Below are 24023 nucleotides of genomic sequence, written 5' to 3' on the forward strand. Positions count from 1 at the left end.
GTGGTTCGTAGCGGACCGCCCGCCGGATTGGTCCGAACCTCCCACCGTCCTAGGCGTCCCGACCACCCAGCAACCGGGCCAGCGCGTCGAGCACCGCGGGGTCCTCGATGGTCGAGGGCACGGTGTATTCGTCGTGGTCGGCGATCTGGCGCATGGTCTTGCGAAGGATCTTCCCGGACCTGGTCTTCGGCAGCGCCTGCACGACGGTGACATCGCGGAAGGTTGCGACCGCGCCGATCTGATCGCGCACCATGGCGACCAGTTCCACCCGGAGCTGTTCCGGGTCGATGTCGGCGCCGGCCTTGAGCACCACGTATCCGCTCGGCCGCTGGCCCTTGAGCTCGTCCTTGATCCCGATCACCGCGCACTCGGCGACCGCGGCGTGCCCGGCGACGACGGCCTCCATGCTGCCGGTCGAAAGTCGGTGTCCCGCAACGTTGATGACGTCATCGCTGCGGCCGAGGACGTACACGTACCCGTCGGAGTCGATATAGCCGGAGTCGCCGGTCAGGTAGTAGCCGGGAAAGGTCGCCAGGTACGACTTGACGTACCGGTCCTGGTCCCGCCACAGCCCGGCCAGCGTGCCGGGCGGCATCGGCAGCGTGATGACGATGTTGCCCTCGGCGCCTGCGGGCAGGGGCGCGCCCTCCCCGTCCAGGATCTCGACGTGATAGCCCGGCACCGGAACGGTGGGGGAGCCGGCCTTGATGGGCATGGGTTCGAGCCCGCGCAGGTTGGCGCAGATGGCCCAGCCGGTTTCGGTCTGCCACCAGTGGTCGATCACCGGGACACCGAGCTTCTCGGTGGCCCATTCATAGGTGTCGGGGTCCAAGCGCTCGCCCGCCGCGAACAGCGTCTCGAGCGAGGAGATGTCGTACTTCGCAATCTCTTTCGCCTCGGGATCGACCTTTCGGATGGCACGGATCGCGGTCGGCGCGGTGAACAGCGCGCGTACCCCGTGATCTCCGATCACGCGCCAGAACGCGCCCGCGTCCGGGGTCCCGACCGGCTTTCCCTCGTAGAGCACCGTCGTCGCGCCGACCAGCAGCGGGCCGTACACGATGTACGAGTGCCCGACCACCCAGCCGACGTCGGAGGCCGTCCACATCACCTGGCCCGGGCCGATGTCGTAGAGGTTGCGCATCGACCAGGCCAGCGCCACCGCGTGGCCGCCGTTGTCGCGGACCACGCCCTTCGGTTTCCCCGTGGTGCCGGAGGTGTACAGGATGTAGAGCGGATCGGTGGCGGCCACCGACACACATCCGGCGGGCTCGGCGGCGGCGAGCGCCGCGTCCCAGTCCAGCCAGCCTGCGACGTCGCTCGCGGAACCCGGGATCTGCGGGCGGTCCTTGACGATCACGGTGCGAGGGGCGTTCGCGGTCAGACCCAGTGCCCGCTCCACGATCGGCAGATACTCGATGGTCCGGCCCGGTTCGAGCCCGCCCGACGCAGTGATCAGCGCCTTAGGCTCGGCGTCGTCGATGCGGGCGGCGAGCTCCGCGGCGGCGAACCCACCGAACACCACCGAGTGGATCGCGCCGATGCGGGCGCACGCGAGCATCGCGATCGCGGCCTCCGGGATCATCGGCATGTACACGATCACCCGGTCGCCCGCGGTGACGCCCTCCGCGGCCAGCGCGCCCGCGAAACGTGAGACCTCGTCGAGCATCTCGGCGTAGCTGTACGTGCGGGTCGTGCCCAGCATGGCGGAGTCGTAGATCAGTGCCGCCTGGTCGCCGCGGCCGGCGGCGACGTGCCGGTCGAGCGCGTTGAAGCAGGTGTTCAGCGTGGCCCCGGGAAACCAGCGGTACATCGGCGCATCGGCGTCGTCGAGGGCCGTCGCCGGCGCTGTGTCCCAGTCGATGGCCTCCGCGGCCCGCAGCCAGAAGGCCTCCGGGTCGGCGGTGCTCTCGGCGATGGCTGACCTGTATGCGCCCGCGGTGCTCATGGCCCTCACCATACTGATCGGACGTACCGTGGACCCATGACTCTTCTCGCCGAAGATCTGCTCCTGCTCCTGCTCGACGACGAATCCGGCAAGCCGCTGGTCGACGGCACCGCGTTGCCCAGGGCTCTGGCCGGCGCGGTCCTCCTCGAACTCGCGCTGGGCGGCGTGGTTCGCCCGGCCGGGGACGGGGAGGAGGTGAAGAAGGGCCGGCTCGTGCTGACCGATGCCGCGCCGCCCGAGGACCCGATTCTCGCGCGCGCGGTCGCCCGGATCCGGGAGTCGAAGCCGCTCAAACCGGAACGCGCCATCGAGAAGATCGACCAGCGGCTGCGCGAGGCCGTCCTCCAACGGATCGTGGAGCGCGGCTGGGTTCACGAGGCGAGGAGCCGCCTGCTCGGGATCTTCCCGACGAAGGTGTGGCCGGCGGTCGACGAGAGCCATGAACGCGCGGTCCGTGACGAGCTGCGCGCCGCCCTGGTGGACGGCGCCACCCCGTCCGAGCGGACCGCGGCGCTGATCTCGCTGCTCTCCGCCGTCGACGCGGCGGCCAAGGTCGTCACGGACGGCGACCGTCGCGCAATCAAGAAGCGGGCCAAGGAGATAGCCGAGGGAGAGTGGGCGGGGGCCGCTGTCCGCCGGACGGTCGAGGCCGTGAATGCCGCGATCATCGTCGCGGTGATCATCCCGGCGACCACGGCGGGCGGGGCCTCCTGACGCACGGCCGCCCGTCCGGTCAGCGTGGCAGGCCCAGGTTCCGGTAGCGCGCGATCCGGGCCGCGTATCGATTCGCGGCGGGCTGATCGACCAGGCCGGCCAGCTCCCTGGCGATGGCCTCGCCGACCCGCTTGGAGAACCCGATCGGCTCGTCGGCCGCGTCGGGTGATTCGGGGATGATCGCGTCGATGATGCCGTCGCGCAGCAGGTCCACCGAGCGGATGCCCTGAGCGGCGGCCATCTGCGGCGCGTGCGTGGTGTCGCGGTGCACGATGGCGCTCGCGCCCTCCGGGGGAAGCGGTGCGAGCCACCCGTTCTGCGCGGACAACACCCGGTCCGCGGGCAGCAGCGCGAGGGCGCCACCGCCGGTGCCCTGCCCGAGCAGCACCGAGACGGTCGCGGTGTCGAGGGTGACCAGGTCCGCGAGGCAGCGCGCGATCTCCGGGGCCAGCCCCTTCTCCTCCGCCTCCTTCGACAGCGAGGCGCCCAGCGTGTCGATGACCAGCACCAGCGGGATCCGCAGTTCCTCGGCGAGCTTCATCGCCCGCCGCGCCTCGCGCAGCGCGGCCGGTCCCATCGTGTGTTCCGGCGACTGACCGGCGCGGTCCTGGCCGAACAGCACGCACGGCGCGCCCCGGAACCGCGCCAGCGACACCAGCACCGTCTGGTCCGCCTCGCCCTGCCCGGTGCCGCTGAGCGGGACCTGCTCGGTGGCCGCGTACCTCAGCAACTGCCGGATGCCGGGACGGTCGGCCCGGCGCGAGAGCATCACCGACTGCCATGCGGGCACGTCCGGGATGTGGGCGGGCTCGGGGTTCTGGTCCACCCACCGTCCGGTTTCGCCGGTCATCACCCGCAGCGCGCGATGAACCAGGTGCCGCAACCACTTCGGCGGCACGACGCCGTCGATGACGCCGCTGTTGTAGAGGTTCTCGGCGGTCTGCACACCCTCGGGGAACTTCTCGCCGTACAGCGCCTGGTAGACCCGCGGGCCGAGGAAACCGATCAGCGCACCGGGCTCGGCGACCGTGACGTGCCCGAGCGAGCCCCAGGAGGCGAACACCCCGCCGGTCGTCGGGTTGCGCAGGTACACCAGGTACGGCAGGTGCGCGGCCTTGTGCACGGTGACCGCTGCCGCGATCTTCACCATCTGCACGAAGGCGAGGGTGCCCTCCTGCATCCGGGTGCCGCCCGACGTCGGGGACGCCAGCAGCGGCAGACCCTCGGCGGTCGCCCGCTCGATCGCGGTGACGATCCGCTCGGCGGCGGCGACGCCGATCGACCCGGCGAGGAATCCGAACTCGCACGCGATCACCGCGACCCGGCGACCCCGGACCGTGCCGACGCCGGTGATCACGGACTCCTCCAGGCCGGTCTTGGCTGCCGCCGCGTCGAGGTCGGCGCGGTAGGAGGCGTTCGTCTCGACCGGCACCGGTGGCCGGTCCCAGGACTCGTAGCTACCGGAATCGAGTACCAGGTCCAGGATCTGCTGGGCCGACAGGCGCACGGTCATGGCCCGACCTTATCGGCCGAACGCCTCCCGCAAGGACACCGTCTTGCCGACCCGCAGGATCGAGCGCTGGTAGATCTTCGCGGCGACGAGCGAGAGCGCCACGGTGACCGCGATCATCAGGGCGATGGTGCCGACCACCTGTGCGGGGCCGGTCACCCCGGCCGCGATCCGCAGTGGCATCAGGACCGCCGAGAACGGCGGGATCCAGCTCAGCACGTTGCTCAGGGTGCCGTCCGGGTTGCCGACCGCGGAGAAGGCGGAGAAGAACATCGCCATGATCAGCAGCATCAGGGGCATCGTGGTCGAGTTCACGTCCTCCTGGCGCGAGACCATCGAGCCGGCCGCGGCGTAGAGCACCGCGAAGAACGTGAAGCCGAGGACGAACCAGCCGAGGGTGCTCGCGAACACGCCGAGCGCGGTGCCGGTGATGGTCAGCGCGCCGGTGGCGAGTCCGGCGCCGACCCCGGCGACGCCATATGCCGTCAGCTGCACCAGCCCGACCGCGCCGATGCCGATGACCTTGCCCCACAACAGTTGCAGCGGGCGCAGCGTGGACAGCAGCAGCTCGACCACCCGGCTGGATTTCTCCTCCACGACCCCCATCGCGACGTACATGCCGAAGCCGAGGATCTGCATGTACAGCAGGATCACCGCGGCGATGGACATCGCGATGCGCTGGCCCTTCTCGGGGTCGGGCGGATCGATCGGCTCCACGGTGACCACGGCCGCACCGAGGTCCGCGCTCAGCTGCGTGACGTCGACGCCCTGGGCCGTCAGCGCCCGCTGCTGGGCCTGGCCCGCGACCGCGATGTCGACGACGGCACGCAGCCCGGCGTCGATCTCGGATTCGGTGACGGCGGTGGCGGATCCGTCCGGGTGCGGGACGAGCGCCACGTCCAGGTCGCCGCTGCCGACGCGGCCCCGGGCGGTCTGTTCGTCGGGGATCTCGGACACCTCCACGGGGGTGCCCACCTGCTCTCCGGCGGCCACCAGGGCCGGGGACAGCGATTGGTCGCCGACCAGTCCGATGGCGGCACGGTCGGCGTCGTCGCCGCCGGAGAAGATCGAGTACCCGACGATGCCGCCGACGATGGCGAGCAAGATGACCAGGTTGCTGATCAGGAAACTCTTCTTGCGAACCTGGGTGAGGAACTCGCGCTTGGCGACCAGGCGTACTGCGCGGGCAGTATTCATGCCGCGACCACCTCTCGGAACAGTTCGGTTAGGGACGGCCGGTGCAACGAGAACTCATGGACCGGTCCGGTTTTCAGGGCGGCGGCGAGGATCGCCTGGTCGTCGGCGCCGGGCTCGAGCGTCAGCACTGTGCGCCCATCGGTGTGGCTGACCGTGGTCACCCCGGTCAGGTGCTGTGCCCAGCCGGCGGTGGCGCCGGGGGCGTGCACGGTGAGCTGGGCATTCTCGCTCCCGCGCAGCTCGTCGACGGTGCCGATCGCGCGCATCGTCCCCTGGGCGATGATGCCGACGCGGTCGCACAGCCGCTGGACCAGGTCGAGCTGATGGCTGGAGAAGATGACCGGCACACCGGTGTTCGCCTTCTCGATCAGCACCTCGCTCATCACGTCCACCGCAACCGGGTCGAGCCCGGAGAACGGCTCGTCGAGGACCAGCACCGCCGGGTCGTGCACCAGCGCGGCGGCCAGCTGGACCCGCTGCTGATTACCCAGGCTCAGCGAGTCGACGGTGTCGCCGACGCGTGCGGCGATGCCGAGCCGCTCGGTCCACCGGGCCACCGCGGCCCCGGCCTCTGCGCGCGAGAGTCCGTGCAGTTCGGCCAGGTACGAGAGCTGGGCGCCGACCTTCATCTTCGGGTACAGGCCACGCTCCTCGGGCATGTACCCGATGGTGCGGCGCACATCCAGGTCGACGGGTCGGCCGCCGAGCCGCACCTCGCCGGAATCGGCGGACAGCACCCCGAGCGCGATCCGCATGGTGGTGGTCTTGCCCGCGCCGTTGCTGCCGACGAACCCGAAGATCTCGCCCGGGCGCACCTCGAAACTGAGGTCGTCGAGCGCGACCACGTCGCCGTAGCGCTTGGAGATCCGGTCGATGGTGAGGGTGTGGCTGTCGGTCACGCTGCCTCCATGGGGAATTCGTCGGACTCGGACTCAGGGTCGGGATCGGGGCGGCTCCAGGCCAGGATCATGGCGGGCGAGCAGCCGCCGATCATGAGGGTGGTGAGGGTGAGCAGCCCGCCGGTGTAGGCCATCGTGGTGTGGCTTCCCTCGGTGACCACGCTGCCGAAGATCAGGTAGGTCACCGGGATCATCACCAGCGACTGGGTGATGCTCAGCCCGGTGGAGCGGGCGGCGTTCTGCTGCTGCACCTCCCACTCGTCGAGTGTCCCCGACGGCGCGTCGCCCAGGCGGCCGGAGACGATCTGCAGCGAGGTCCAGATCGGGAAGAACAGCAGGCAGGCGGGCAGCCACAGCAGCGGGCCGCGCTCGTAGAAGTGGCAGAGCACCCCGACCGTGAACATGAAGGCGAAGGTCGCGGCGAGGGCGATCACGAGGATCCGGCGGCGGCGTTGGGTTCGCCAGCCGGGAAGCATGTGCCGCCACTTCTCGGAGTTCGCGAGGAACCTTCTGGCTCGGTGCGCCTGATAGCGCTCGACGAGGTTCATCTCAGGCATCTCGGTTCACTCCTGTCTCGCGTGATCGGTAGAGCTCGGTGGACAGCGGCGTGAATTCGGTTCGCGAGAACACCGCCTCGATCGGCAGGCCGAACACCTCGCAGATCCGCATCGCCAGGTCGAGGCTCGGGTAGTGGTCGCCGCGTTCGAGCGCGCCCACGGTCTGCGGGTTCACGTCGATGAGTTCCGCCAGCCGAACCCGGCTCAGCGTGCGCTCGGCCCGCAGCACCGCGATGCGGTTGAAGATGGGGCGTGATTCGCCGCGTCGTACCGGGCTCATGCATCAGATTGTTGGAAAAACACAACAGGTTGTCAAGTAGTCCCTACGGCCCGCGAGTGAGTCCTACCCGATGTAGTACGGTTCGCCCATGCGCGTCGGCCCAGGTGAGAAGCTCTCTCGCCGTGTGCGCTGGGCATCCGTGGGTGCGACCACCGGGGCTGTGGCCGTCGCCGCGCATGGCGCGGGCGGCGGCGGACTGCCCGCCGGGTCCACCCTCATGCTCCTCGTCGGTTTCTCCGCGGTGCTGGTCACCGTGATGGCCGCCGTCCCTGTGCTTCGCCGCGGGGGGCCGGCGCTCGTCCCGATCCTGGCGGTCGGGCAGCTCGGCGCCCACACCACGCTGGCCTTCGGCGGCGGTCACCACGCGGACATGGCTGCTGGCCCGATCGGCGGCCTGAGCCCCCAGATGCTCGCCGCACACGCCGTCGCGATCGGCGTCTGCGCCGCCCTCATCGCGGCGGCCGAACGGATCGGCCCGCGCACCGAGGCCGCGCTGCGGGCGGTCGTCGCCGCACTCGTCGTCGCCATCCCGGTCCTCGAACGACCCCGCAGCTGGCGACCCGTCGCCGAGGTGCACCCCCTCGTGTCCGCCCTCTGCCGCGTATCGGTCCCGCGGCGCGGGCCACCGCTTTTCGTCTGATCACGTCACCTCTCACCGCGTGACCACGGCCGTCTCGGCCGGGGCGCGGTTTCTCGCGGTTCCCATGTTCTTCAGCTCCTCTGGGTCCCGCGCACCCCAAGTCTGATCGACGAAAGCGATGTCATGACCATCACCGACAAGTCCGGTGTGCCCGAAACCTCTCCGCCGGGCACCCGTCCCCCCGTAGCGCCCGGCGGATCGGCGCTGCGCAAACTCCTTCTGCGCCTGCACTTCTACGCGGGTGTGTTCGTCGGACCATTCCTCCTGGTCGCGGCCCTGACGGGCTTCGTCTACGCGTTCGCGCCGACCCTGGAGAAGCTCGTCTACGGGAACTACCTCGACGCGCGCTCCACCGGCGAGCCGCTACCCGCCTCCGAGCAACTGCAGGCCGCGCTGGACGGGCGCGACCCGGCCGCCGTGGAGTCGCTGCAGACCGCGGACCCGGGCGGCACCACCCGTGTGGTGTTCACCGACCCCGATGCCGCCTCGGGGCAGTCGACCGTGTTCGTGGACCCGGGCAGCGGCGACGTGCTCGGCGCCCTGGAGACCGACTCCGGCGACCTGCCGCTGCGCGCCTGGCTGTCCGCGTTGCACAAGAACCTGCACCTCGGCGACGTGGGGAATCTCTACTCCGAGATGGCCGCGTCCTGGCTGTTCGTCATCGTGCTCGGCGGCCTGTACCTGTGGTGGGACAAGTCCCGCAAGGACCGGGCTCGCGGCGGGCGTGCCCGGCTGCTGACGGTGGACCGCTCGGTCGCCGGGCGGCGCCGAACGCTGAACTGGCACGGGGCCGTCGGCGCCTGGGCCGCGCTGGGCCTGCTGTTCCTGTCGGCGACCGGACTGTCGTGGTCCGATCACGCGGGCGCGAACATCAAGACGCTGCGCGCCGAGATGAGTTGGAACGCCCCGAAGCTCAATGCCTCGCTCGACGGCACGCCGGCGCCGGCGGGCGGGGATCACGACGGCCACGGGGGCGGCGGTGGCGCAACGGCGTCCACGGCGGAGGCGGTGGACGTCACCGCGATCGACGGGGTGCTGCACGTGGCGCGCGCCCAGGGCCTGACGGGTCAGCTGTCGGTGGGTGTCCCGGCCACCGTCGCCGAGGCGTGGACGGTGAAGGAGACGGCGAAGACCGGCGGCGATGCGATCGCCGTCGACGGTTACACGATGCGGGTCACCGATCGGGTGGATTTCGCCGACGTCCCGCTCGTCGCCAAGCTCACCTCGTGGGGCATCGCCCTGCACATGGGCACCATGTTCGGCCTCGCCAATCAGGTGGTGCTCGCCGCACTCGCGGTCGCGCTGCTCACCATGATCGTGCGGGGCTACCTGATGTGGTGGCAGCGTCGGCCGGCCCGCGCCCAGGGCGTCGAGTTCGGCACGGTGCCGCGCCGCGGTGCGCTGCGCCGGCTGCCCTGGCCCGCCATCGCGGCGATCGCGGTGGTCGCGGGCGCGGTCGGCATGTTCGTCCCCCTGCTCGGCATCTCCCTGGCGGCCTTCCTGGTCGTCGACGTCGCAATCGGATTCGTCTCGCGGTCGCGGGCGAAGACACTCGAGAAGAAGGAAACCCCGGCATGATCACCTTCACCCGTACCCGCATGACGGTCGCAGGCGTGGCGGCGATCGGACTGGCCCTCGCCGGCTGCTCCGGCGACTCGGGATCGTCGGCGGCCCGGACGGATTTGGCCGCGACATCGATCACCCTCGAGGAGCAGTGGGTCAAGGCGGCCGACTCGGGGATGACGGCGATGTTCGGCACGCTGCGCAACAACTCGGACGCCGACCTGCTGCTCACCGAGGTGAGCAGTCCCGCCTCGCTGCGCGTCGAGCTGCACGAGATGGCGGACGGCGGGGCAGGCTCGACGGTGATGCGCCGCAAGCAGGGCGGCATCACGGTGCCCGCGGGCGGGTCGTACACGCTCGAACCCGGCGCCGACCACGTGATGCTGTTCGATCTGCCCGCCCCGATCAAGGCAGGTACCGAGGTTCCGTTCACCTTCCTGTTCGGGGAGGCCGGCACCGCCGAGTTCACCGCGCAGGTCCGGGCTTTCGCGGGCGCGAAGGAGGAGTACCAGGAGAGCAACGGTGGCTGAGCTGAGTCGCCGACGCCTGCTCGGCACGGGTGCGGTCGCCGTCGGCGGCGCCGCACTCGGCTGGGGGGCCGGGGCCGCGCTCACGGGTCGGGAGGCGCAGGCCGCCATGCCGGTCGTCCCGTTCCACGGCGAGCACCAGGCCGGGATCGCGACCACCCCGCAGGCGCACACCACGTTCGTCGCGCTGGACCTCAAGCCCGAGGTCGACCGGTCGACACTGGTGCGGCTGATGAAGGTGTGGACCGCGGATGCCGCCCGGCTCACCCAGGGCCGCGGCGCGCTCGCGGACACCGAGCCGGACCTGGCCACCTCGCCGGCGCGGCTCACCGTCACCGTGGGGTTCGGGCCCGGCGTCTTCCGCGCGGTCGGTCTCGAGGACCGGCGGCCGACCTGGTGTAAGCCGTTGCCGCCGTTCGTCATCGACCGGCTCGAGCAGCGGTGGAACGACGGCGACCTGCTGTTGCAGGTCGGGTCGGACGATCCGGTCACCATCGCGCACGCGCTGCGGGTGCTGCTCAAGGGCGCCCGGGAGACGGCCACCGTGCGCTGGACCCAACGCGGGTTCCGGCGGGCACGGGGCACCGAACCGGAGGGCACCACGATGCGGAACCTGATGGGGCAGGTGGACGGCACCGTCAACCCCCGCGCCGGCACCGAGGACTTCGGACAGCTGGTGTGGAACGACGGCGCGGCGCAGCCGTGGCTCGCGGGCGGTACCTCGGTGGTGATCCGGCGCACCCACCTCGACCTCGACGCGTGGGACGAGCTGGACCGTCCGGGCCGTGAAACCGTGATGGGGCGACGGCTTTCCGACGGCGCACCGCTGACCGGGAACGCCGAGCACGACGAGCCGGACTTCGGCGCGACCGGGCCAGGCGGGCTGACGGTGATCTCCGAGTTCTCGCACATCGCGCGGGCCCGCTCGGCCGATCCGCGGCAGCGGTTCCACCGTCGCGCCTACAACTACGACGAGGCCCCGGCCGGCGCGGACGTGTCCGACTCCGGCCTGATCTTCGTCGCGTACCAGGCCGACGTCGACGCCCAGTTCCTGCCCGTCCAGCAACGTTTGGCCGAGCTCGACATGTTCAACCGGTGGTCGACACCGATCGGCTCGGCGGTGTTCGCGATCCCGCCGGGCTGCCGGGAGGGTGAGTACCTGGGGCAGTCGCTGCTGGGGGCCTGATCAGGCCTCCGACAGTCGGCCGTCCGCCAGCCGCCACCGGCGGGTGCTGCGCATCGTGTCCAGCATCCGCCGGTCGTGGGTGACCAGCAGCAGCGTGCCCTCGTACTCGTCCATCGCGCGCTCGAGCTGCTCGATCGCAGGCAGGTCCAGGTGGTTGGTCGGCTCGTCGAGGACGAGCAGGTTCACGCCGCGGGCCTGCAGCAGTGCCAATGCGGCCCTGGTGCGTTCGCCCGGCGAGAGGGAGCTCGCCGGGCGCAGGACGTGCGCACCGCGCAGGCCGAACTTGGCGAGCAGGGTGCGCACGTCGGCGTCGGGCCAGTCGGGGACCTGGGTTCCGAACGCCGCCGCAAGCGTCTCGTCTCCCTCGAACAATCCGCGGGCCTGATCGACCTCGCCGACCGCGACGCCGGAACCGAGTGCGGCGGTGCCCTCGTCGGGAGTCAGCTTGCCCAGCAGCAGACGCAACAGCGTCGTCTTGCCCGAACCGTTCGGTCCCGTGATGAGAACCCTGTCGCCCCATTCGATCTGGGCACTGATCGGGCCGAGCCGAAATGTTTCACGCTGAACCACCGCGCCGCCGAGGGTGGCCACCACGGTGCCGCTTCGCGGGGCGTCCGCGATCTGCATGCGCAGTTCCCATTCCTTGCGGGGCTCCTCGACGACCTCGAGCCGCTCGATGCGGCGCTGCGTCTGCCGCGCCTTCGCGGCCTGCTTCTCGGTGGACTCGGAGCGGGCCTTGCGTCCCATCTTGTCGGAGTCGGCGCCCTTGGCCTTCCGCCGTGCGTTGCGGACACCGTGCTCGAGCCAATTGCGTTGCATCTGAGCGCGATCCTCGAGACCGGCCTTGGTGTCCGCGTACTCCTCGTAGCGTTCCCGCGCATGCTGGCGGGCGATGGCCCGCTCCGCGAGGTAGGCCTCGTAGCCGCCGTCGTAGACCGCGATCTGCTGCTGGGCGAGGTCGAGTTCGACGATTCCGGTCACGGTGCGTGCCAGGAACTCTCGATCGTGGCTGACCACCACGATGCCGGTCCGGGCCTCCGCGACGAACCGTTCGAGCCGCTCGAGGCCGTCGAGGTCCAGGTCGTTGGTCGGCTCGTCGAGCAGCAGCACGTCGTATCGGGAGAGCAGCAGCGACGCCAGTCCCGCCCGTGCGGCCTGCCCGCCGGACAGCGCGGTCATCTCCGCGTCGAGCCCGACGTCGAGGCCGAGGTCGCCCAGCACCTTCTCGGCGCGCTCGGACAGGTCGGCGCCGCCGAGGCCGAGCCACCGCTCGAGCGCGTGCGAGTACCGGTCGTCGCCGCCGTCCTCCGCGAGTGCTTCCGCGGCCGCGTTCATCTCCTCCTCGGCCGCGGTGACGCCCGTCCGCCTGCCGAGGAAACCCTCGACAGTCTCGCCGGGCAGGCGTTCGGGCTCCTGGGTGAGATAGCCCACGGTGGCGTGCGGCGGGCTGAGCGAGACCGCACCCTCGATGTCGGCCGAGCTGTGCCCGGACAGGATGGAGAGCAGGGTGGACTTGCCCGCGCCGTTGGCGCCGACCAGTCCGATCACGTCGCCGGGAGCCACCACGAGGTCGAGCCCGGAAAAGAGGGTGCGCTCGCCGCGGGACGCGGACAGCCCGTCGGCGTGCAGTGTTGCGGTCATGGCGACGATTGTCCCAGCAGCCCGGGAACAAGGATTCCGCGGCGGCGGTTGTTCCGTTGCATGACCTCTGTGAGCCCTGTCCCCGACGTGACGTTGAACGACGGCAACACCATCCCGCAGCTCGGTTTCGGGGTGTGGCAGGTGCCCGACGACGAGAGCTACACGGCCGTCACCAGCGCGTTGAGCATCGGCTACCGGAGCATCGACACCGCGGCGATCTACGGCAACGAGGTGGGCACCGGACGGGCCATCGCGGATTCCGGGATTGCGCGCGACGAGTTGTTCGTCACGACCAAGCTGTGGAACGGCTCGGGGGAGACCTGGACGGCGGACACGGTTCGCCGCGAGTTCGACGCCTCCCTCGATCGGCTCGGCCTCGACTACCTCGACCTGTACCTGATCCACTGGCCGCGCGCGATGCGCGAGGACTACGTCGCGATCTGGCGCGCCTTCACCGAGTTGAGGGCCGAGGGCCGGGTGCGGTCCATCGGTGTCTCCAACTTCCAGCCCGCACAGCTGAGCCGCGTGATCGACGAGACGTCGGTGGTGCCGGCGATCAACCAGATCGAGGTGCACCCGGATTTCGCCCAGCCGCAGTTGCGGGCGTTCCATGCCGACCACGGCATCGTCACCGAGGCGTGGTCACCGCTCGGACAGGGCGGTGCGCTGCTCGACGACCCGGTGCTGGCGCGGATCGCCGAGAAGCATCAGCGCTCCACCGCGCAGGTGGCGCTGCGGTGGCATCTGCAGCTCGGAAATGTCATCATTCCGAAGTCCGTGACGCCGTACCGGATTCGGCAGAACATCGAGGTCTTCGACTTCGAGCTCGACTCCGAGGACCTCGCCGCGATCGCCGACCTGGACGCGGGCAACCGGCTGGGGCCCGATCCGGACGAGTTCGATATGGGGTGATCCCCACGGCGGCCCGGCGGCAACGGGTGCCGGACGGTCAGTAGTTCAGGGTCAGGTTGTGTCGACCGGATTTCATCCAGCCGGTGGCGACGGCCTGCTCCGCCTGCTTGTCTGTTCCCCCGCACCCGACGACGAGCCGGAATCGCTCGGCGTCATAGGTCGTGTACCTGTACTCGCGCACCGATCCGGGGCCGATCGGGTCGTCGAGTTCCGCCCACCCGGATTCGCCCTTCTCGGCGACCACCCACACCGCCACCGGTGGTGCACTCCGCGGACCCTGTTTGCAGGTCACCGTCCCGAAGACGGTCCGCGGGGTCAGGGCCTGTGCGGCTGGTGCCGCGAGGACGGCGGGCACAGCGACGAGGGCGGCGGCAGTGGCGGCAAGCTTGAGGAAACGCATCGGGGTCCTCTCGGTCGCACGGGACTCTCGGCAACACCAAGCACTGATACTAGCCACCGTCCGCGCGAATGCGGGCTCAATGGTGGCACTCTTCACGACCATGCGCGCAGAAATGGCCGTCCCCGCGGACCCGGCGGCGGTCGAGGGGCCGGCCGCCGGCAATCGGCGACGTCGGGCGCCTCGCCGGTGGCAACTGTCCGGCACTCGGGTCCTGCAGATCGCGCTGGCGCTGATCGCCCTGCAGCTGGTCGTGCGCGCGGTGGTTCTGAGCCGGGGTTACTTCTACTGGGACGACCTGATCCTGACCGGCCGGTCCGGATCCCTGTCGCTGCTGTCGTCGGAGTTCCTGTTCTACGACCACGACGGTCATTTCATGCCCGCGGCGTTCCTCGCGGCGGGGCTGGCGACCCGGTTGGCGCCGTACGACTGGCTGGTGCCGGCGCTGATGCTGCTGGTACTCCAGGCGCTCGCCTCGTTGGCCCTGCTACGACTGCTCCGGCTGATCCTCGGTCGCCGCCCGGTCATCCTGATCCCGCTGGTGTTCTACCTCTTCTCTCCGCTGACCCTGCCCGCGTTTGCCTGGTGGGCCGCGGGCCTCAACGCGCTGCCTCTGCAGATCGGGCTCGCGTGGGTCACCGGCGACGCGATCCGGTTGTGCCGCACAGGCAGTGCGCGCCATGCGATCTCCGGGTTCCTGGTGTTCGCGGTGTCGCTGCAGTTCTTCGAGAAGGCGGTGCTGGTCCCGCTCGTCGCCTTCGTCGCGGTCGCGCTGATCTACCGGGTCGACGGAAGGGTGCGACCGATACGCACGGCGCTCTCCCGGGGGGCGCTGTTCTGGGCGCCGGCATTGCTCCTGGCGGCCGTGTGGTCGCTGATCTACCGACTGACCGTGACCACGGACTTCGCGCCCTTCGACGGGGCGTCCGCGATCGAGATGGTCCGGCACGCGACATCGAACGGGCTGCTGCCGACCCTCTTCGGCGGACCGTGGACCTGGGACCGCTGGCCGCCGAGTCCGCCGTGGGCGGACCCGCCGGAGGGGCTCATCGCCGCGAGTTGGGTCCTCGCTGCCGCCCTTGTCGTCGCGTCGATCGTCTGGAAGCGCCGGGTCGCCTGGGTGTGGATCGCGGTGGGGGCCTATGTGTTCGTCTCGGTGACAGCGATGGTCGTGACCCGATCGGGGGCGGATACGACCTTCGAGCTCGGGCAGACGCTGCGCTACCTGACCGACAGCGCCGTGATCATCGCCATCGCCCTGGCCCTCGTTCTGCGCGCTCCCGTGCGCGCCGGCCGGACGGCTCCGGGGCGAGGACCGACGGTGGCGTCGGCGGTGGCCGCGATGTCCGCGTTCGTCGCCGGCAGCCTCGTCTCGACTGCGACCTTCGCCGACAGCTGGCAGGACAACACCACGCGCGACTACCTGGCCAATGCGCGGTCGGCGCTCGCGGCGCATCCCGATGTGCCGCTGCTCGAGCAGCCGGTGTCGATCTGGGTGCTGTTGCCCGTCGCCCACCCGCACAACCTCGTCAGTCGTGTTCTCGGTCCGCTGCCCGATCGCCCCGAGTTCGCCCCGGCGACACCGGAGCTGCGCATGCTCGACGATGACGGCAGAGCGGTCGACGCCGAGGTGACCTGGGTCCGGGCGATCGATCCGGGCCCGGCGCAGGGCTGCGGGCACCGGATCGGGTCCGATCTGGTCGAGCTGCCGCTCGACGGTCCGCTGGCCCGCTGGGAGTGGACCGTTCGGCTGAACTACCTGTCCTCGGCGGACGGCGAGATCGTGGTGTCGCTCGAACAGGGGGAGCCGGTCGTGGTCCCGGTTCGGAACGGCCCGAACAGTGTCTTCGTGCGCTTGACGGGCGGTGGCGACCTACTCGAGCTCCGCGCGATGGGGCCTGACCTGGCGCTCTGCGTGGGGTCGGGGCCCGTCGGTGTCGTCGTGCCGGTTCCGTGATCGGACTGGGTGATCTGCGCACAGGGTTTCGACGATTCGCGCATCAGGTATCGATTCGGTCAAGCCGGGGAGTCTGAACGCTTGTCCGGATGTAATCATGCCGCTATGACGTGGGTTATCGCACACGCGGATTCGGTTCCGCTGCTCCAGTCGACCGACTTCACCCGACTGCGTTGGGTCGGGGCGTCCACCTCCGGGCCGGAGTTCGCGCACCCACCCGAGATGAGCGTCGCGGAGTGGCTGTTCGGGGACGGATGCGGCGTCCGGCGTGAGAACGACTCGGTGTCGGTGCTCGAGGTTGCCTTCACCCCGCCGCGATCGGTTCTGCGTGCGGCCTTCGGGGGGAGGTTGCCCGACCGCATGGATGCGGTGCTGGCGGCGCACGAGTATGCGGTCGAGGAGACGCTGGCCACCTGGGAGCGCCACGCAACGGCGGTCCGGTTCGACACCTGTGCGGGAGTCGAGTGGTGCCCCGCCGTCGGCCTGGCCGGGCTGTCGGAGACGGAGATCTCGCCCGAGCCGCAGATGATCTGCACCCGGATACACGTGTCCACCGTGGCGCTGACCCTGGACGACGACCAGTGGCGGACGCTCGTGGTCGAGCGGTTCCTCGACTGGCAGTCGCAGGCATGGTCCCAGTACCAGCGATTGCTCGCGATGGGCGTGCGGCGTTCGCTCGGTTGGGGATTCGAGTTCCCGTCGCTGACGCAGGCACGCAAGGTGGTCGCCGACGCGAGCTGATCGATCGTCCGACAGAATCCGTGTCGTTGCGTTAGGGTGCCAAGTGGAACTCATGTCGGGGGGCACGGGCGACACGGGGGAAGAATTGAACGCTGGCACGGCAACACTGCATACCGCGGGTCTGACGCAGCGGTTTCGGGGCGGTCTTCACATGCACGGGGCCGACGGGATCGACACGCTCTCCGGGATCTGCCGATTCCGGTCCGAGCAGCCGTCGGAGTTCAGTGCGACGATGGGGTCCACGGACTTCGGGACGATCCGCGTGAATCGGATGACGTCGACCGCGGTCACGGCGGTCCGCACGCGCACCATGCTGGGCGACGAGATGGGTGACTACGTCTCGGTGGCGACCATCCGGGCGGGCACCGTTGGCGTGGAACAGGATCGGACCTCGGGTCGGGGCACCGCGGGAGACATCACGTTCGTCGACTTCGGGCGCGAGTTCGAGCTCGACGTCGCCGCCGGCAGCGAAGTCGTCTTCGTCTATCTCCCTCGCCGGCTGCTCGCGGAGAGGGCGATCGACACTCGAAGGCTCACCGGCGCCGTCATTCCGGAATCGCCCGTCGGGGCAGCGCTGGCGGGAATGCTGGAGCCGCTCAGCCGTCATCACCCGAGCACTCTCGCGGAGCAGTCACTGATCGAGCATGCGATCGTGGACCTCGCGCTCGCCGTGATCCAGCAGCCGGCGGCCGAGGCGCCCGCGCCGGAAGAGATGGCAGTCGGCAACCGGGCGCGGGTGTACGACTTCATCGAGCGTAACTTCGCCGATCCGACGCTGAACGTCGATCGAGTCGCCGCGGGGATCAACGTCAGCCCCCGGTACCTCCACAAACTCCTGGAGGGCGACGGCATTTCGGTCTACGGCATGATCCGGAGGCGACGGGTCAGGCACGGCATCGACCTGCTCTCCGACCCGGGCCTCGCGCACCTGTCCGTCGGCCAGATCGCGCGACGGAGCGGGTTCACCGGGCTGAGCCAGTTCGGCCGCGCAGTGCGGGACCTCGCCGGTGAGTCGCCGCGGGAGATCCGGCAACGGGCCGCGGCCGCTGCCGCAGCCTGAGGTTCGGCGCGACCGACCACGCTCACGAACGGCCCAGGTACTCGATCAGTTCCGCGGCGGCCGCCCGTCCGCCGCGATTGGCCCCGATGGTGCTCGCGGACGGCCCGTACCCGAGCAGGTGGACACGCTGGTCGGATGAGACCTGTGTGGCCAGCCGCCCGGTCATGGTGATCCCGCCGCCGGGTCCGCGCAGCCGGAGCGGGGCCAGGTGGTCGAGCGAGCTGCGGAAGCCGGTGCACCACAGGATCACGTCGGCGCGCCGGTGCGTGCCGTCCGCCCACCGCACCCCGTCGGCGGTGATCTCGCTGAACATCGGCAGGCGTGTGAGCGCGCCGCGGGCGCGGGCGGCCCGGATCGCCGGGGACATGGGCAGCCCGGTCACCGACACCACCGAGCCGGGTGGCAGCCCGCGACGGACCCGATCCTCCACCACAGCAACCGCGGCCCTGCCCTCTTCCGGGGTGAACGGCTCGTCCCGGAACTGCGGTTCGCTGCGGGTCACCCAGGTGGTGGAGGTGACCTGGGAGATCTCGTCCAGCAGCTGCACGGCGGAAATTCCGCCGCCCACGACGACCACGTGACTGCCCTCGAACTCCGCGGCGTTCTGATAGTCCCTGGTGTGGAGCTGACGGCCCCGGAACAGGTCGGCTCCCGGGTAGCGCGGGACGAACGGGCGCTCCCAGGTGCCGGTGGCGTTGATGATCCCGCGGGCGGTCACGGCGCCGGCGTCGGTTTCCAGGGTGAGCAGTCCGTCACCGGCCTGATCGCACACCACCCTGGTGTGCACCGGCCGGTGGACGGGCAGCTCGAAGCGCCGCTCGTACTCCGCGAAGTACCGCGGTACGGCGTCGGCGGCGTGCACCTCCGCGGGCGCGGTGCCGTCGAGCACGTCGGTGAACGGCATCCCCGGCAGGTCGTGAACCCGATTGACGGTGCTCAATGTCAGTGAGGGCCAACGGAACTGCCACGCGCCGCCCGGGCCGGGGGAGTGATCGAGGATCACGAATCCCGCCTCGGGATCGAGCCCGAACCGGCGCAGGTAGTAGCCCGCGGACAGACCGGCCTGTCCGGCGCCGATGACCACGACTTCGGTCCGTGTCTGCATGGTGGCAACCTCCCGGGTGTGAACGGTACGGTCAACCACATGATCGGGACCAGCCGTGACGGTGACGTGGTGACCATCGAGCTGCAGAGGGAGGACCGGCGGAACGCTCTGAACACGGAGCAATGCGTGCTCCTGCGCGACGCCGTCGACGAGGCCGTGGCGCTCGGGGCCCGGGCGATCGTGCTGACCGGACAGGGCTCCGCGTTCTGCGCGGGTGCCGACCTGTCCGGTGACGTCTACGCCGACGGATTCACCGACACCCTGCTCGAGATGCTGCACACCATCGACGGGGCGCCGATCCCGGTGATCGCGGCGGTGAACGGCCCGGCGATCGGGGCGGGCACCCAGCTCGCGTTGGCCTCGGACCTGCGGGTGGTCGCCCCGGACGCCCATTTCGCGATCCCCGCCGCCAAGCTCGGCATCTCCGTCGACACCTGGACGGTCAAGCGGCTGGTGTCCCTCGCCGGCGGCGGGCCGGCCCGGACGATGCTGCTCGGAGCCGAGTCGTTGTCCGCCGAGGACGCGTTGACCGCGGGGCTGGCGAACAAGATCGGCGACCTCGCGTCCGCGCAGGACTGGGCCAAGCGCATCGCGGCCCTGGCCCCGCTGTCGCTGCGACACCTCAAGTTGGTGTTCAACGACGACGGCACCCAGGACGATCCGACGCCCGAACAGCTCAGCGCCCTGCAGGCGGCGTGGCGCAGCGAGGACATGGACGAGGCCCGTCAGGCGCGGTGGGAGAAGCGGAAGCCGGAGTTCAAGGGGCGATGAGTATCGGGATCAAGGGCGTCCTCGCCGCCGCGGCCGGACTGGCGGGGATCGCGGCGATCGCCCGAGTCGGCGTGGAACTCTCGTCGGCCATGGGCGCCTCCACCACGGCGATCGTGCCGCACGCGACGGGTTCCGCCCGGTATCGCGGCAAGCGGTTCCACAACTCCGAACCCAGCAGCCAGTTCGTGGCCACGCGTTCGAACATCGTGACCTCGATTCTCACCCGTGGCCGCCTGGGACGTCCCCGTCGGCCGATCCCGCTGGCCACCCCGCTCGCACCCGCGCAGCCCGCCGAACTGGCCGTCACCTGGTACGGGCACTCGAGCGCGCTGATCGAGATCGACGGGCACCGGGTGCTCACGGACCCCGTCTGGAGCCACCGGGTCTCGCCCTCCCGGCTGGTCGGGCCTGCTCGGCTGCATCCGACGCCGGTCGGGATCGAGGCGCTGCCCCAGATCGATGCGGTCGTGGTCTCGCACGACCACTACGACCACCTCGACAAGCCCACGGTCGTCGCGCTGGTCCGCACCCAGCGGGCCCCGTTCGTGGTGCCGAAGGGCATCGGCGCACACCTGCGGCACTGGGGTGTGCCGGAAGACCGGATCGTCGAGCTCGACTGGGACGAGCAGGCGAGGATCGGCGCCCTGACAGTCACCTGCACCGAGGCCAGGCACTTCTCGGGTCGGGGGCTGGTGCGCAATCCGACGCTCTGGTCGTCCTGGGTGATCGCCGGACCGCAGCGCACCGTGTTCTTCGGCGGCGACACCGGCTACACGCCCAGGTTCGCGGAGATCGGCACGCGGCACGGTCCGTTCGACCTGACGCTGCTCCCGGTCGGCGCCTACGACGAACACTGGCCGGACATCCACATGAACCCCGAGGAGGCGGTCCGTATGCACGCCGATCTCAACCTCGGTGAGCCCGGATCCGGCGTGCTCGTGCCCGTGCACTGGGCCACCTTCAATCTGGCCTTCCATCCGTGGGCTGAGCCGGTGACACGGCTGCTGACGGCGGCGGGGGAGGCCGGTACGAGGGTGAGCGTGCCGATGCCGGGACAGCGGATCGACGTGCTGCGCCCGGCCTCGCAGCGCCAGTGGTGGTTGCGGCTCGCCTGACGGAAGCGGCGCACGCCCCGGGATCTGACATAGCCTGGCTGGCATGGCCTCCGACGAGATATCCGGCGACGGTGTGACGGTCGCGACACTCAGTGCGGGCGAGGTCGACACCTCGACCGGGCTGACCACGGCGCAGGTGGCGCGCCGGGTGGCGGACGGGCAGACCAACGACGTGCCCGGCCGCGCGAGCCGGTCGGTCAAGGAGATCGTCCGGGCCAACGTGTTCACCCGGATCAATGCGATCCTCGGCGTGCTGCTGATCATCGTGCTGTCCACGGGCTCGGTGATCGACGGCATGTTCGGTCTGCTGATCATCGCGAACAGCGGGATCGGCATGATCCAGGAGATCAGGGCGAAGCAGACCCTCGACAAGCTGGCGATCGTCAGTGCGGCCAAACCCCAGGTCCGGCGCGACGGGGTGTCGGTGTCGGTGGCGCCGAACGAGGTGGTCCTCGACGACATCATCGAGCTCGGCGCGGGCGACCAGATCGTGGTCGACGGCTCCGTGGTCGAGGGGGAAGTCCTCGAGGTCGACGAATCGCTGCTGACCGGAGAGGCCGATCCCGTCCACAAACAGCCGGGTCAACAGGTCCTGTCCGGGAGTTTCGTGGTGTCCGGCAGCGGTGCCTACCAGGCCACGAAGGTCGGCAGGGATGCCTACGCCGCGAAGCTCGCGGCCGAGGCGAGCAAGTTCACCCTGGTGCACTCCGAACTGCGCAGCGGTGTCGACAAGATCCTCACGTTCATCACCTACCTGATGATCCCGGCGGGGCTGATGATCATCTACAACCAGCTGTTCGTCAGCGAGCAGGACCTGCCCGCGGCGCTGAACGGCATGGTCGCGGCGCTGGTCCCGATGGTGCCGGAGGGCCTGGTACTGATGACCTCGCTCGCCTTCGCGGTGGGCGTGGTCCGGCTCGGCCGCAGGCAGTGCCTGGTGCAGGAACTCCCCGCCATCGAGGGGCTCGCCCGCGTCGACGTCGTGTGCGCCGACAAGACCGGCACGCTCACCGAGAACGGTATGCGGCTGTCGGAGTTGCGTTCTCTCGACGGAGACGAGGCATCCGCCCGCGACGCGCTCGCGGCGATGGCGGGCGGCGACCCTCGTCCCAACGCGAGCATGCTGGCGATCGCCGAATCCTGTGACGGCGATCCCGGGTGGACCAGCACCGCCGTCGCGCCGTTCACCTCCGCCAAGAAGTGGAGCGGTAACTCCTACGGCGACAACGGCAACTGGGTGCTCGGTGCCCCCGACGTCTTGCTCGACGCGGAGACGGACGTCGCCCGCGAGGCCGAGGAGATCGGTTCGAAGGGCCTGCGCGTGCTCATGCTCGGCAGCAGCGATCTGCCGGTCGACGACTCGGCGGCACCGGGCCGGGTGACCCCGCGGGCACTGGTGGTGCTCGAGCAGCGGGTACGGCCCGACGCCCGTGAGACCTTGGAGTACTTTGCCGATCAGCACGTCTCGGTCAAGGTGATCTCCGGGGACAACGCGGTTTCCGTTGGCGCGGTTGCCGGTTCGCTCGGGTTGCCCGGCGGTGACAGTCCGATCGACGCGAGGGAGCTCCCGGCCGATCGGGAGGCGCTGGCCGACACCCTGGACCGCGCCACCACCTTCGGCCGGGTGCGGCCGGATCAGAAGCGCGAGATGGTGGGGGCGCTGCAGTCGCGCGGCCACACGGTGGCGATGACCGGTGACGGCGTCAACGACGTGCTCGCCCTCAAGGACGCGGACATCGGCGTGTCGATGGGCTCGGGCAGCCCGGCGACGAGGGCGGTGGCCCAGATCGTGCTGCTGGACAACAAGTTCGCCACCCTGCCGTACGTGGTCGGTGAGGGGCGCCGGGTGATCGGCAACATCGAGCGGGTCTCGAACCTGTTTCTCACCAAGACCGTGTACTCGGTGCTGCTGGCGCTGCTCGTCGGGCTCTCGGGGGTGCTCTCCCAGTTCTTCCACTTCGAGCCGATGCCCTACCCGTTCCTGCCGCGGCACGTCACGATCGCGGCCTGGTTCACGATCGGGGTCCCCGCGTTCATCCTGTCGCTGGCACCGAACAACGAGCGCGCGCGCAGTGGATTCGTCCCGCGGGTGATGCGCTTCGCGGTGCCGTCGGGCCTCGTCATCGGCGTGGCCACCTTCGTCGCCTACACCCTGGTGTACGCGGGCCCGGAGGCAACCGAGACGCAAAGGGTGCAGGCCGGAACCACCGCACTGATCACCCTGATCATGATCGCGGTGTGGGTGCTGGCCATCGTGGCGCGGCCGTACACCTGGTGGAAGGTGCTGCTCATCGCCGGGTCGGTGGCCGGGTACCTGGTGCTGTTCGCGCTGCCGTTCACCCGTGAGTTCTTCAAGCTCGACCCGTCGAATGTGGGGGGCACCACCACCGCGCTGGTCTGCGGCGCGGTGGGCATCGTGCTGGTGGAGGTGTCGTGGTGGATCTCGGGCGCCATCCACGGCGAGAAGCGGCGGCTGTTCGCGCAGCCGGATGTCGGCGGCGTGACCGGCCCGACCACCCCGGAATCGGTGGCGTGACCAAGGGATCTCTGTGAGACTGGGGCCGTAGCGGGGGTAACGCCCCGGCGACCCATGGTGCCGGGTCGGCACCGGAAGAGGAGACGCTATGAGCTTCATGGAGACCCTCAAGGGCCTGTTCGGCAAGGGGAAGCAGGCCGCCGCACAGCACGCCGACAAGATCGAGGGCGCCGTCGACAAGGCGGGCGACTTCATCGACGAGAAGACCGGCGGCAAGTACGCCCAGCACGTCGACAAGGCGCAGGACGCGGCCAAGAAGATCATCCCGAACGAGTAGCCGATCCCGACCAGGAGCCGCAGATGCCCGATCCTTCCCCGTACACGGTGGAACTTCTGTTCGATCGGGACTGCGGCTTCTGCGTACGTAGCGCGGAATTCCTTCGCCGCATCGACCGCCGCGGTCGGGTCAGTGCGGTCGCGCTGCAGCAGAGCGGTGCGCCGGAGCGATTCGGGGTGGATACCGAGGCCGCGCTCGAGCAGGCCTGGGCGGTCGACTCGCGCGGCGACCGGTACGCGGGTGCCGGAGCCATCAACGCCGCCCTCTCCGGGGTGCTCGGCACCCGAATCCCGTTGTTCGTCTACAGGATCTGGGGTGTTCGCCAACTCCAGGACCGCGCGTATCGCTGGGTGGCGGCCAACAGGCACCGACTCCCGGGCAAGGGCGGCAGCTGCGCGCTCGAGTGACCCGATTCCGCTGGTCGCGTCCGAGCTATGCTCGGATCACCCGGGCGGAAGAGCACGGCAACCGAGCCCGGGTCGAGGGTGCA

Annotated in this window: 23 protein-coding genes; 14 read left to right on the forward strand and 9 right to left on the reverse strand. The window is 70.2% G+C overall.

The genetic code is table 11. From position 1 onward, the window contains the following. Positions 1-49: 49 nt before the first annotated feature. Positions 50-1948 carry a propionyl-CoA synthetase gene (locus ACFQS9_RS09655; protein ID WP_378403923.1) on the reverse strand — a complete coding sequence of 633 codons (1899 nt, stop codon included), beginning with the start codon at positions 1946-1948 and terminating at the stop codon, positions 50-52. A gap of 36 nt (positions 1949-1984) precedes the next feature. Here ACFQS9_RS09655 and ACFQS9_RS09660 point away from each other — a divergent pair, with 36 nt between their 5' ends. Continuing rightward, positions 1985-2662, forward strand: coding sequence for a GOLPH3/VPS74 family protein (locus ACFQS9_RS09660; protein WP_378403925.1), 678 nt, complete (start codon positions 1985-1987; stop codon positions 2660-2662). Between the two features lie 19 nt (positions 2663-2681). On the opposite strand, the gene ACFQS9_RS09665 is transcribed toward ACFQS9_RS09660, so the two are convergent. The 5 genes from ACFQS9_RS09665 to ACFQS9_RS09685 are packed head-to-tail and all read right to left on the reverse strand — an operon-like array spanning position 2682 to position 7105. Beyond that, complete coding sequence (locus ACFQS9_RS09665; protein WP_378403927.1) at positions 2682-4175, reverse strand: carboxyl transferase domain-containing protein; 1494 nt, start codon at positions 4173-4175, stop codon at positions 2682-2684. A 9-nt stretch (positions 4176-4184) separates the two neighbouring features. Beyond that, complete coding sequence (locus tag ACFQS9_RS09670; RefSeq protein WP_378403929.1) at positions 4185-5369, reverse strand: ABC transporter permease; 1185 nt, start codon at positions 5367-5369, stop codon at positions 4185-4187. Further along, positions 5366-6268 (reverse strand): ABC transporter ATP-binding protein, encoded by a 903-nt coding sequence (locus ACFQS9_RS09675; protein ID WP_378403931.1) that lies wholly within the window; start codon positions 6266-6268, stop codon positions 5366-5368. Before ACFQS9_RS09675 ends, ACFQS9_RS09670 begins: the two co-directional genes overlap by 4 nt. After that, entirely contained in the window at positions 6265-6825 is a 561-nt protein-coding gene (locus ACFQS9_RS09680) for a hypothetical protein (RefSeq protein ID WP_378403933.1), read from the reverse strand. The genes ACFQS9_RS09675 and ACFQS9_RS09680 overlap by 4 nt, the downstream gene beginning before the upstream one ends. Next, positions 6818-7105, reverse strand: coding sequence for a helix-turn-helix transcriptional regulator (locus tag ACFQS9_RS09685; RefSeq protein WP_378403935.1), 288 nt, complete (start codon positions 7103-7105; stop codon positions 6818-6820). The genes ACFQS9_RS09680 and ACFQS9_RS09685 overlap by 8 nt, the downstream gene beginning before the upstream one ends. Before the next feature lie 88 nt (positions 7106-7193). Here ACFQS9_RS09685 and ACFQS9_RS09690 point away from each other — a divergent pair, with 88 nt between their 5' ends. From ACFQS9_RS09690 to ACFQS9_RS09705, 4 genes are all read left to right on the forward strand, one after another. Next, positions 7194-7745 (forward strand): hypothetical protein, encoded by a 552-nt coding sequence (locus tag ACFQS9_RS09690; RefSeq protein WP_378403936.1) that lies wholly within the window; start codon positions 7194-7196, stop codon positions 7743-7745. Between the two features lie 123 nt (positions 7746-7868). Continuing rightward, positions 7869-9323 carry a PepSY-associated TM helix domain-containing protein gene (locus ACFQS9_RS09695; RefSeq protein WP_378403938.1) on the forward strand — a complete coding sequence of 485 codons (1455 nt, stop codon included), beginning with the start codon at positions 7869-7871 and terminating at the stop codon, positions 9321-9323. Continuing rightward, on the forward strand, positions 9320-9838 hold the full coding sequence (locus ACFQS9_RS09700) for a copper chaperone PCu(A)C (RefSeq protein WP_378403940.1): 519 nt from the start codon (positions 9320-9322) through the stop codon (positions 9836-9838). Before ACFQS9_RS09695 ends, ACFQS9_RS09700 begins: the two co-directional genes overlap by 4 nt. After that, the gene (locus ACFQS9_RS09705) at positions 9831-11021 is read left to right on the forward strand and encodes a Dyp-type peroxidase (RefSeq protein ID WP_378403942.1); all 1191 of its coding nucleotides are present in this window, start codon (positions 9831-9833) and stop codon (positions 11019-11021) included. Before ACFQS9_RS09700 ends, ACFQS9_RS09705 begins: the two co-directional genes overlap by 8 nt. Here ACFQS9_RS09705 and ACFQS9_RS09710 read toward each other — a convergent pair whose 3' ends face one another. Continuing rightward, positions 11022-12662, reverse strand: a complete 1641-nt coding sequence (locus ACFQS9_RS09710) for an ABC-F family ATP-binding cassette domain-containing protein (protein ID WP_378403944.1) — start codon at positions 12660-12662, stop codon at positions 11022-11024. A 60-nt stretch (positions 12663-12722) separates the two neighbouring features. Between ACFQS9_RS09710 and ACFQS9_RS09715 the strand changes: the two genes are divergently transcribed. Then, entirely contained in the window at positions 12723-13574 is an 852-nt protein-coding gene (locus ACFQS9_RS09715; RefSeq protein WP_378403946.1) for an aldo/keto reductase, read from the forward strand. A 37-nt stretch (positions 13575-13611) separates the two neighbouring features. Here the strand turns inward: ACFQS9_RS09715 and ACFQS9_RS09720 are convergent, their stop codons facing one another. After that, on the reverse strand, positions 13612-13974 hold the full coding sequence (locus ACFQS9_RS09720) for a hypothetical protein (RefSeq protein WP_378403947.1): 363 nt from the start codon (positions 13972-13974) through the stop codon (positions 13612-13614). A gap of 100 nt (positions 13975-14074) precedes the next feature. On the opposite strand from ACFQS9_RS09720, the gene ACFQS9_RS09725 reads away from it, so the two are divergent. The 3 genes from ACFQS9_RS09725 (at position 14075) to ACFQS9_RS09735 (ending at position 17729) form a co-directional block, all read left to right on the forward strand. Next, the gene (locus tag ACFQS9_RS09725) at positions 14075-15928 is read left to right on the forward strand and encodes a hypothetical protein (RefSeq protein ID WP_378403949.1); all 1854 of its coding nucleotides are present in this window, start codon (positions 14075-14077) and stop codon (positions 15926-15928) included. 105 nt (positions 15929-16033) lie between these two features. Then, positions 16034-16669: a relaxase domain-containing protein gene (locus tag ACFQS9_RS09730; RefSeq protein WP_378403951.1), complete on the forward strand. Its 636-nt coding sequence runs from the start codon at positions 16034-16036 to the stop codon at positions 16667-16669. Between the two features lie 151 nt (positions 16670-16820). Beyond that, positions 16821-17729, forward strand: a complete 909-nt coding sequence (locus ACFQS9_RS09735) for an AraC-like ligand-binding domain-containing protein (RefSeq protein ID WP_378403953.1) — start codon at positions 16821-16823, stop codon at positions 17727-17729. Between the two features lie 22 nt (positions 17730-17751). Here the strand turns inward: ACFQS9_RS09735 and ACFQS9_RS09740 are convergent, their stop codons facing one another. Continuing rightward, positions 17752-18834, reverse strand: coding sequence for an NAD(P)-binding domain-containing protein (locus tag ACFQS9_RS09740; protein ID WP_378403955.1), 1083 nt, complete (start codon positions 18832-18834; stop codon positions 17752-17754). A gap of 39 nt (positions 18835-18873) precedes the next feature. Here ACFQS9_RS09740 and ACFQS9_RS09745 point away from each other — a divergent pair, with 39 nt between their 5' ends. From ACFQS9_RS09745 to ACFQS9_RS09765, 5 genes are all read left to right on the forward strand, one after another. Next, positions 18874-19605: an enoyl-CoA hydratase gene (locus ACFQS9_RS09745; RefSeq protein ID WP_378403957.1), complete on the forward strand. Its 732-nt coding sequence runs from the start codon at positions 18874-18876 to the stop codon at positions 19603-19605. Continuing rightward, positions 19602-20720, forward strand: coding sequence for an MBL fold metallo-hydrolase (locus tag ACFQS9_RS09750; protein ID WP_378403959.1), 1119 nt, complete (start codon positions 19602-19604; stop codon positions 20718-20720). Before ACFQS9_RS09745 ends, ACFQS9_RS09750 begins: the two co-directional genes overlap by 4 nt. 43 nt (positions 20721-20763) lie before the next feature. Continuing rightward, positions 20764-23256, forward strand: a complete 2493-nt coding sequence (locus tag ACFQS9_RS09755) for an HAD-IC family P-type ATPase (protein ID WP_378403961.1) — start codon at positions 20764-20766, stop codon at positions 23254-23256. Positions 23257-23344: 88 nt separating this feature from the next. Further along, positions 23345-23533, forward strand: coding sequence for an antitoxin (locus tag ACFQS9_RS09760; protein ID WP_378403963.1), 189 nt, complete (start codon positions 23345-23347; stop codon positions 23531-23533). A 23-nt stretch (positions 23534-23556) separates the two neighbouring features. Next, positions 23557-23940, forward strand: coding sequence for a thiol-disulfide oxidoreductase DCC family protein (locus ACFQS9_RS09765; protein ID WP_378403965.1), 384 nt, complete (start codon positions 23557-23559; stop codon positions 23938-23940). Positions 23941-24023: the final 83 nt, after the last annotated feature.

The sequence above is a fragment of the Rhodococcus daqingensis genome (genome assembly GCF_042665615.1).
GTDB lineage: Bacteria > Actinomycetota > Actinomycetes > Mycobacteriales > Mycobacteriaceae > Rhodococcus_G > Rhodococcus_G daqingensis.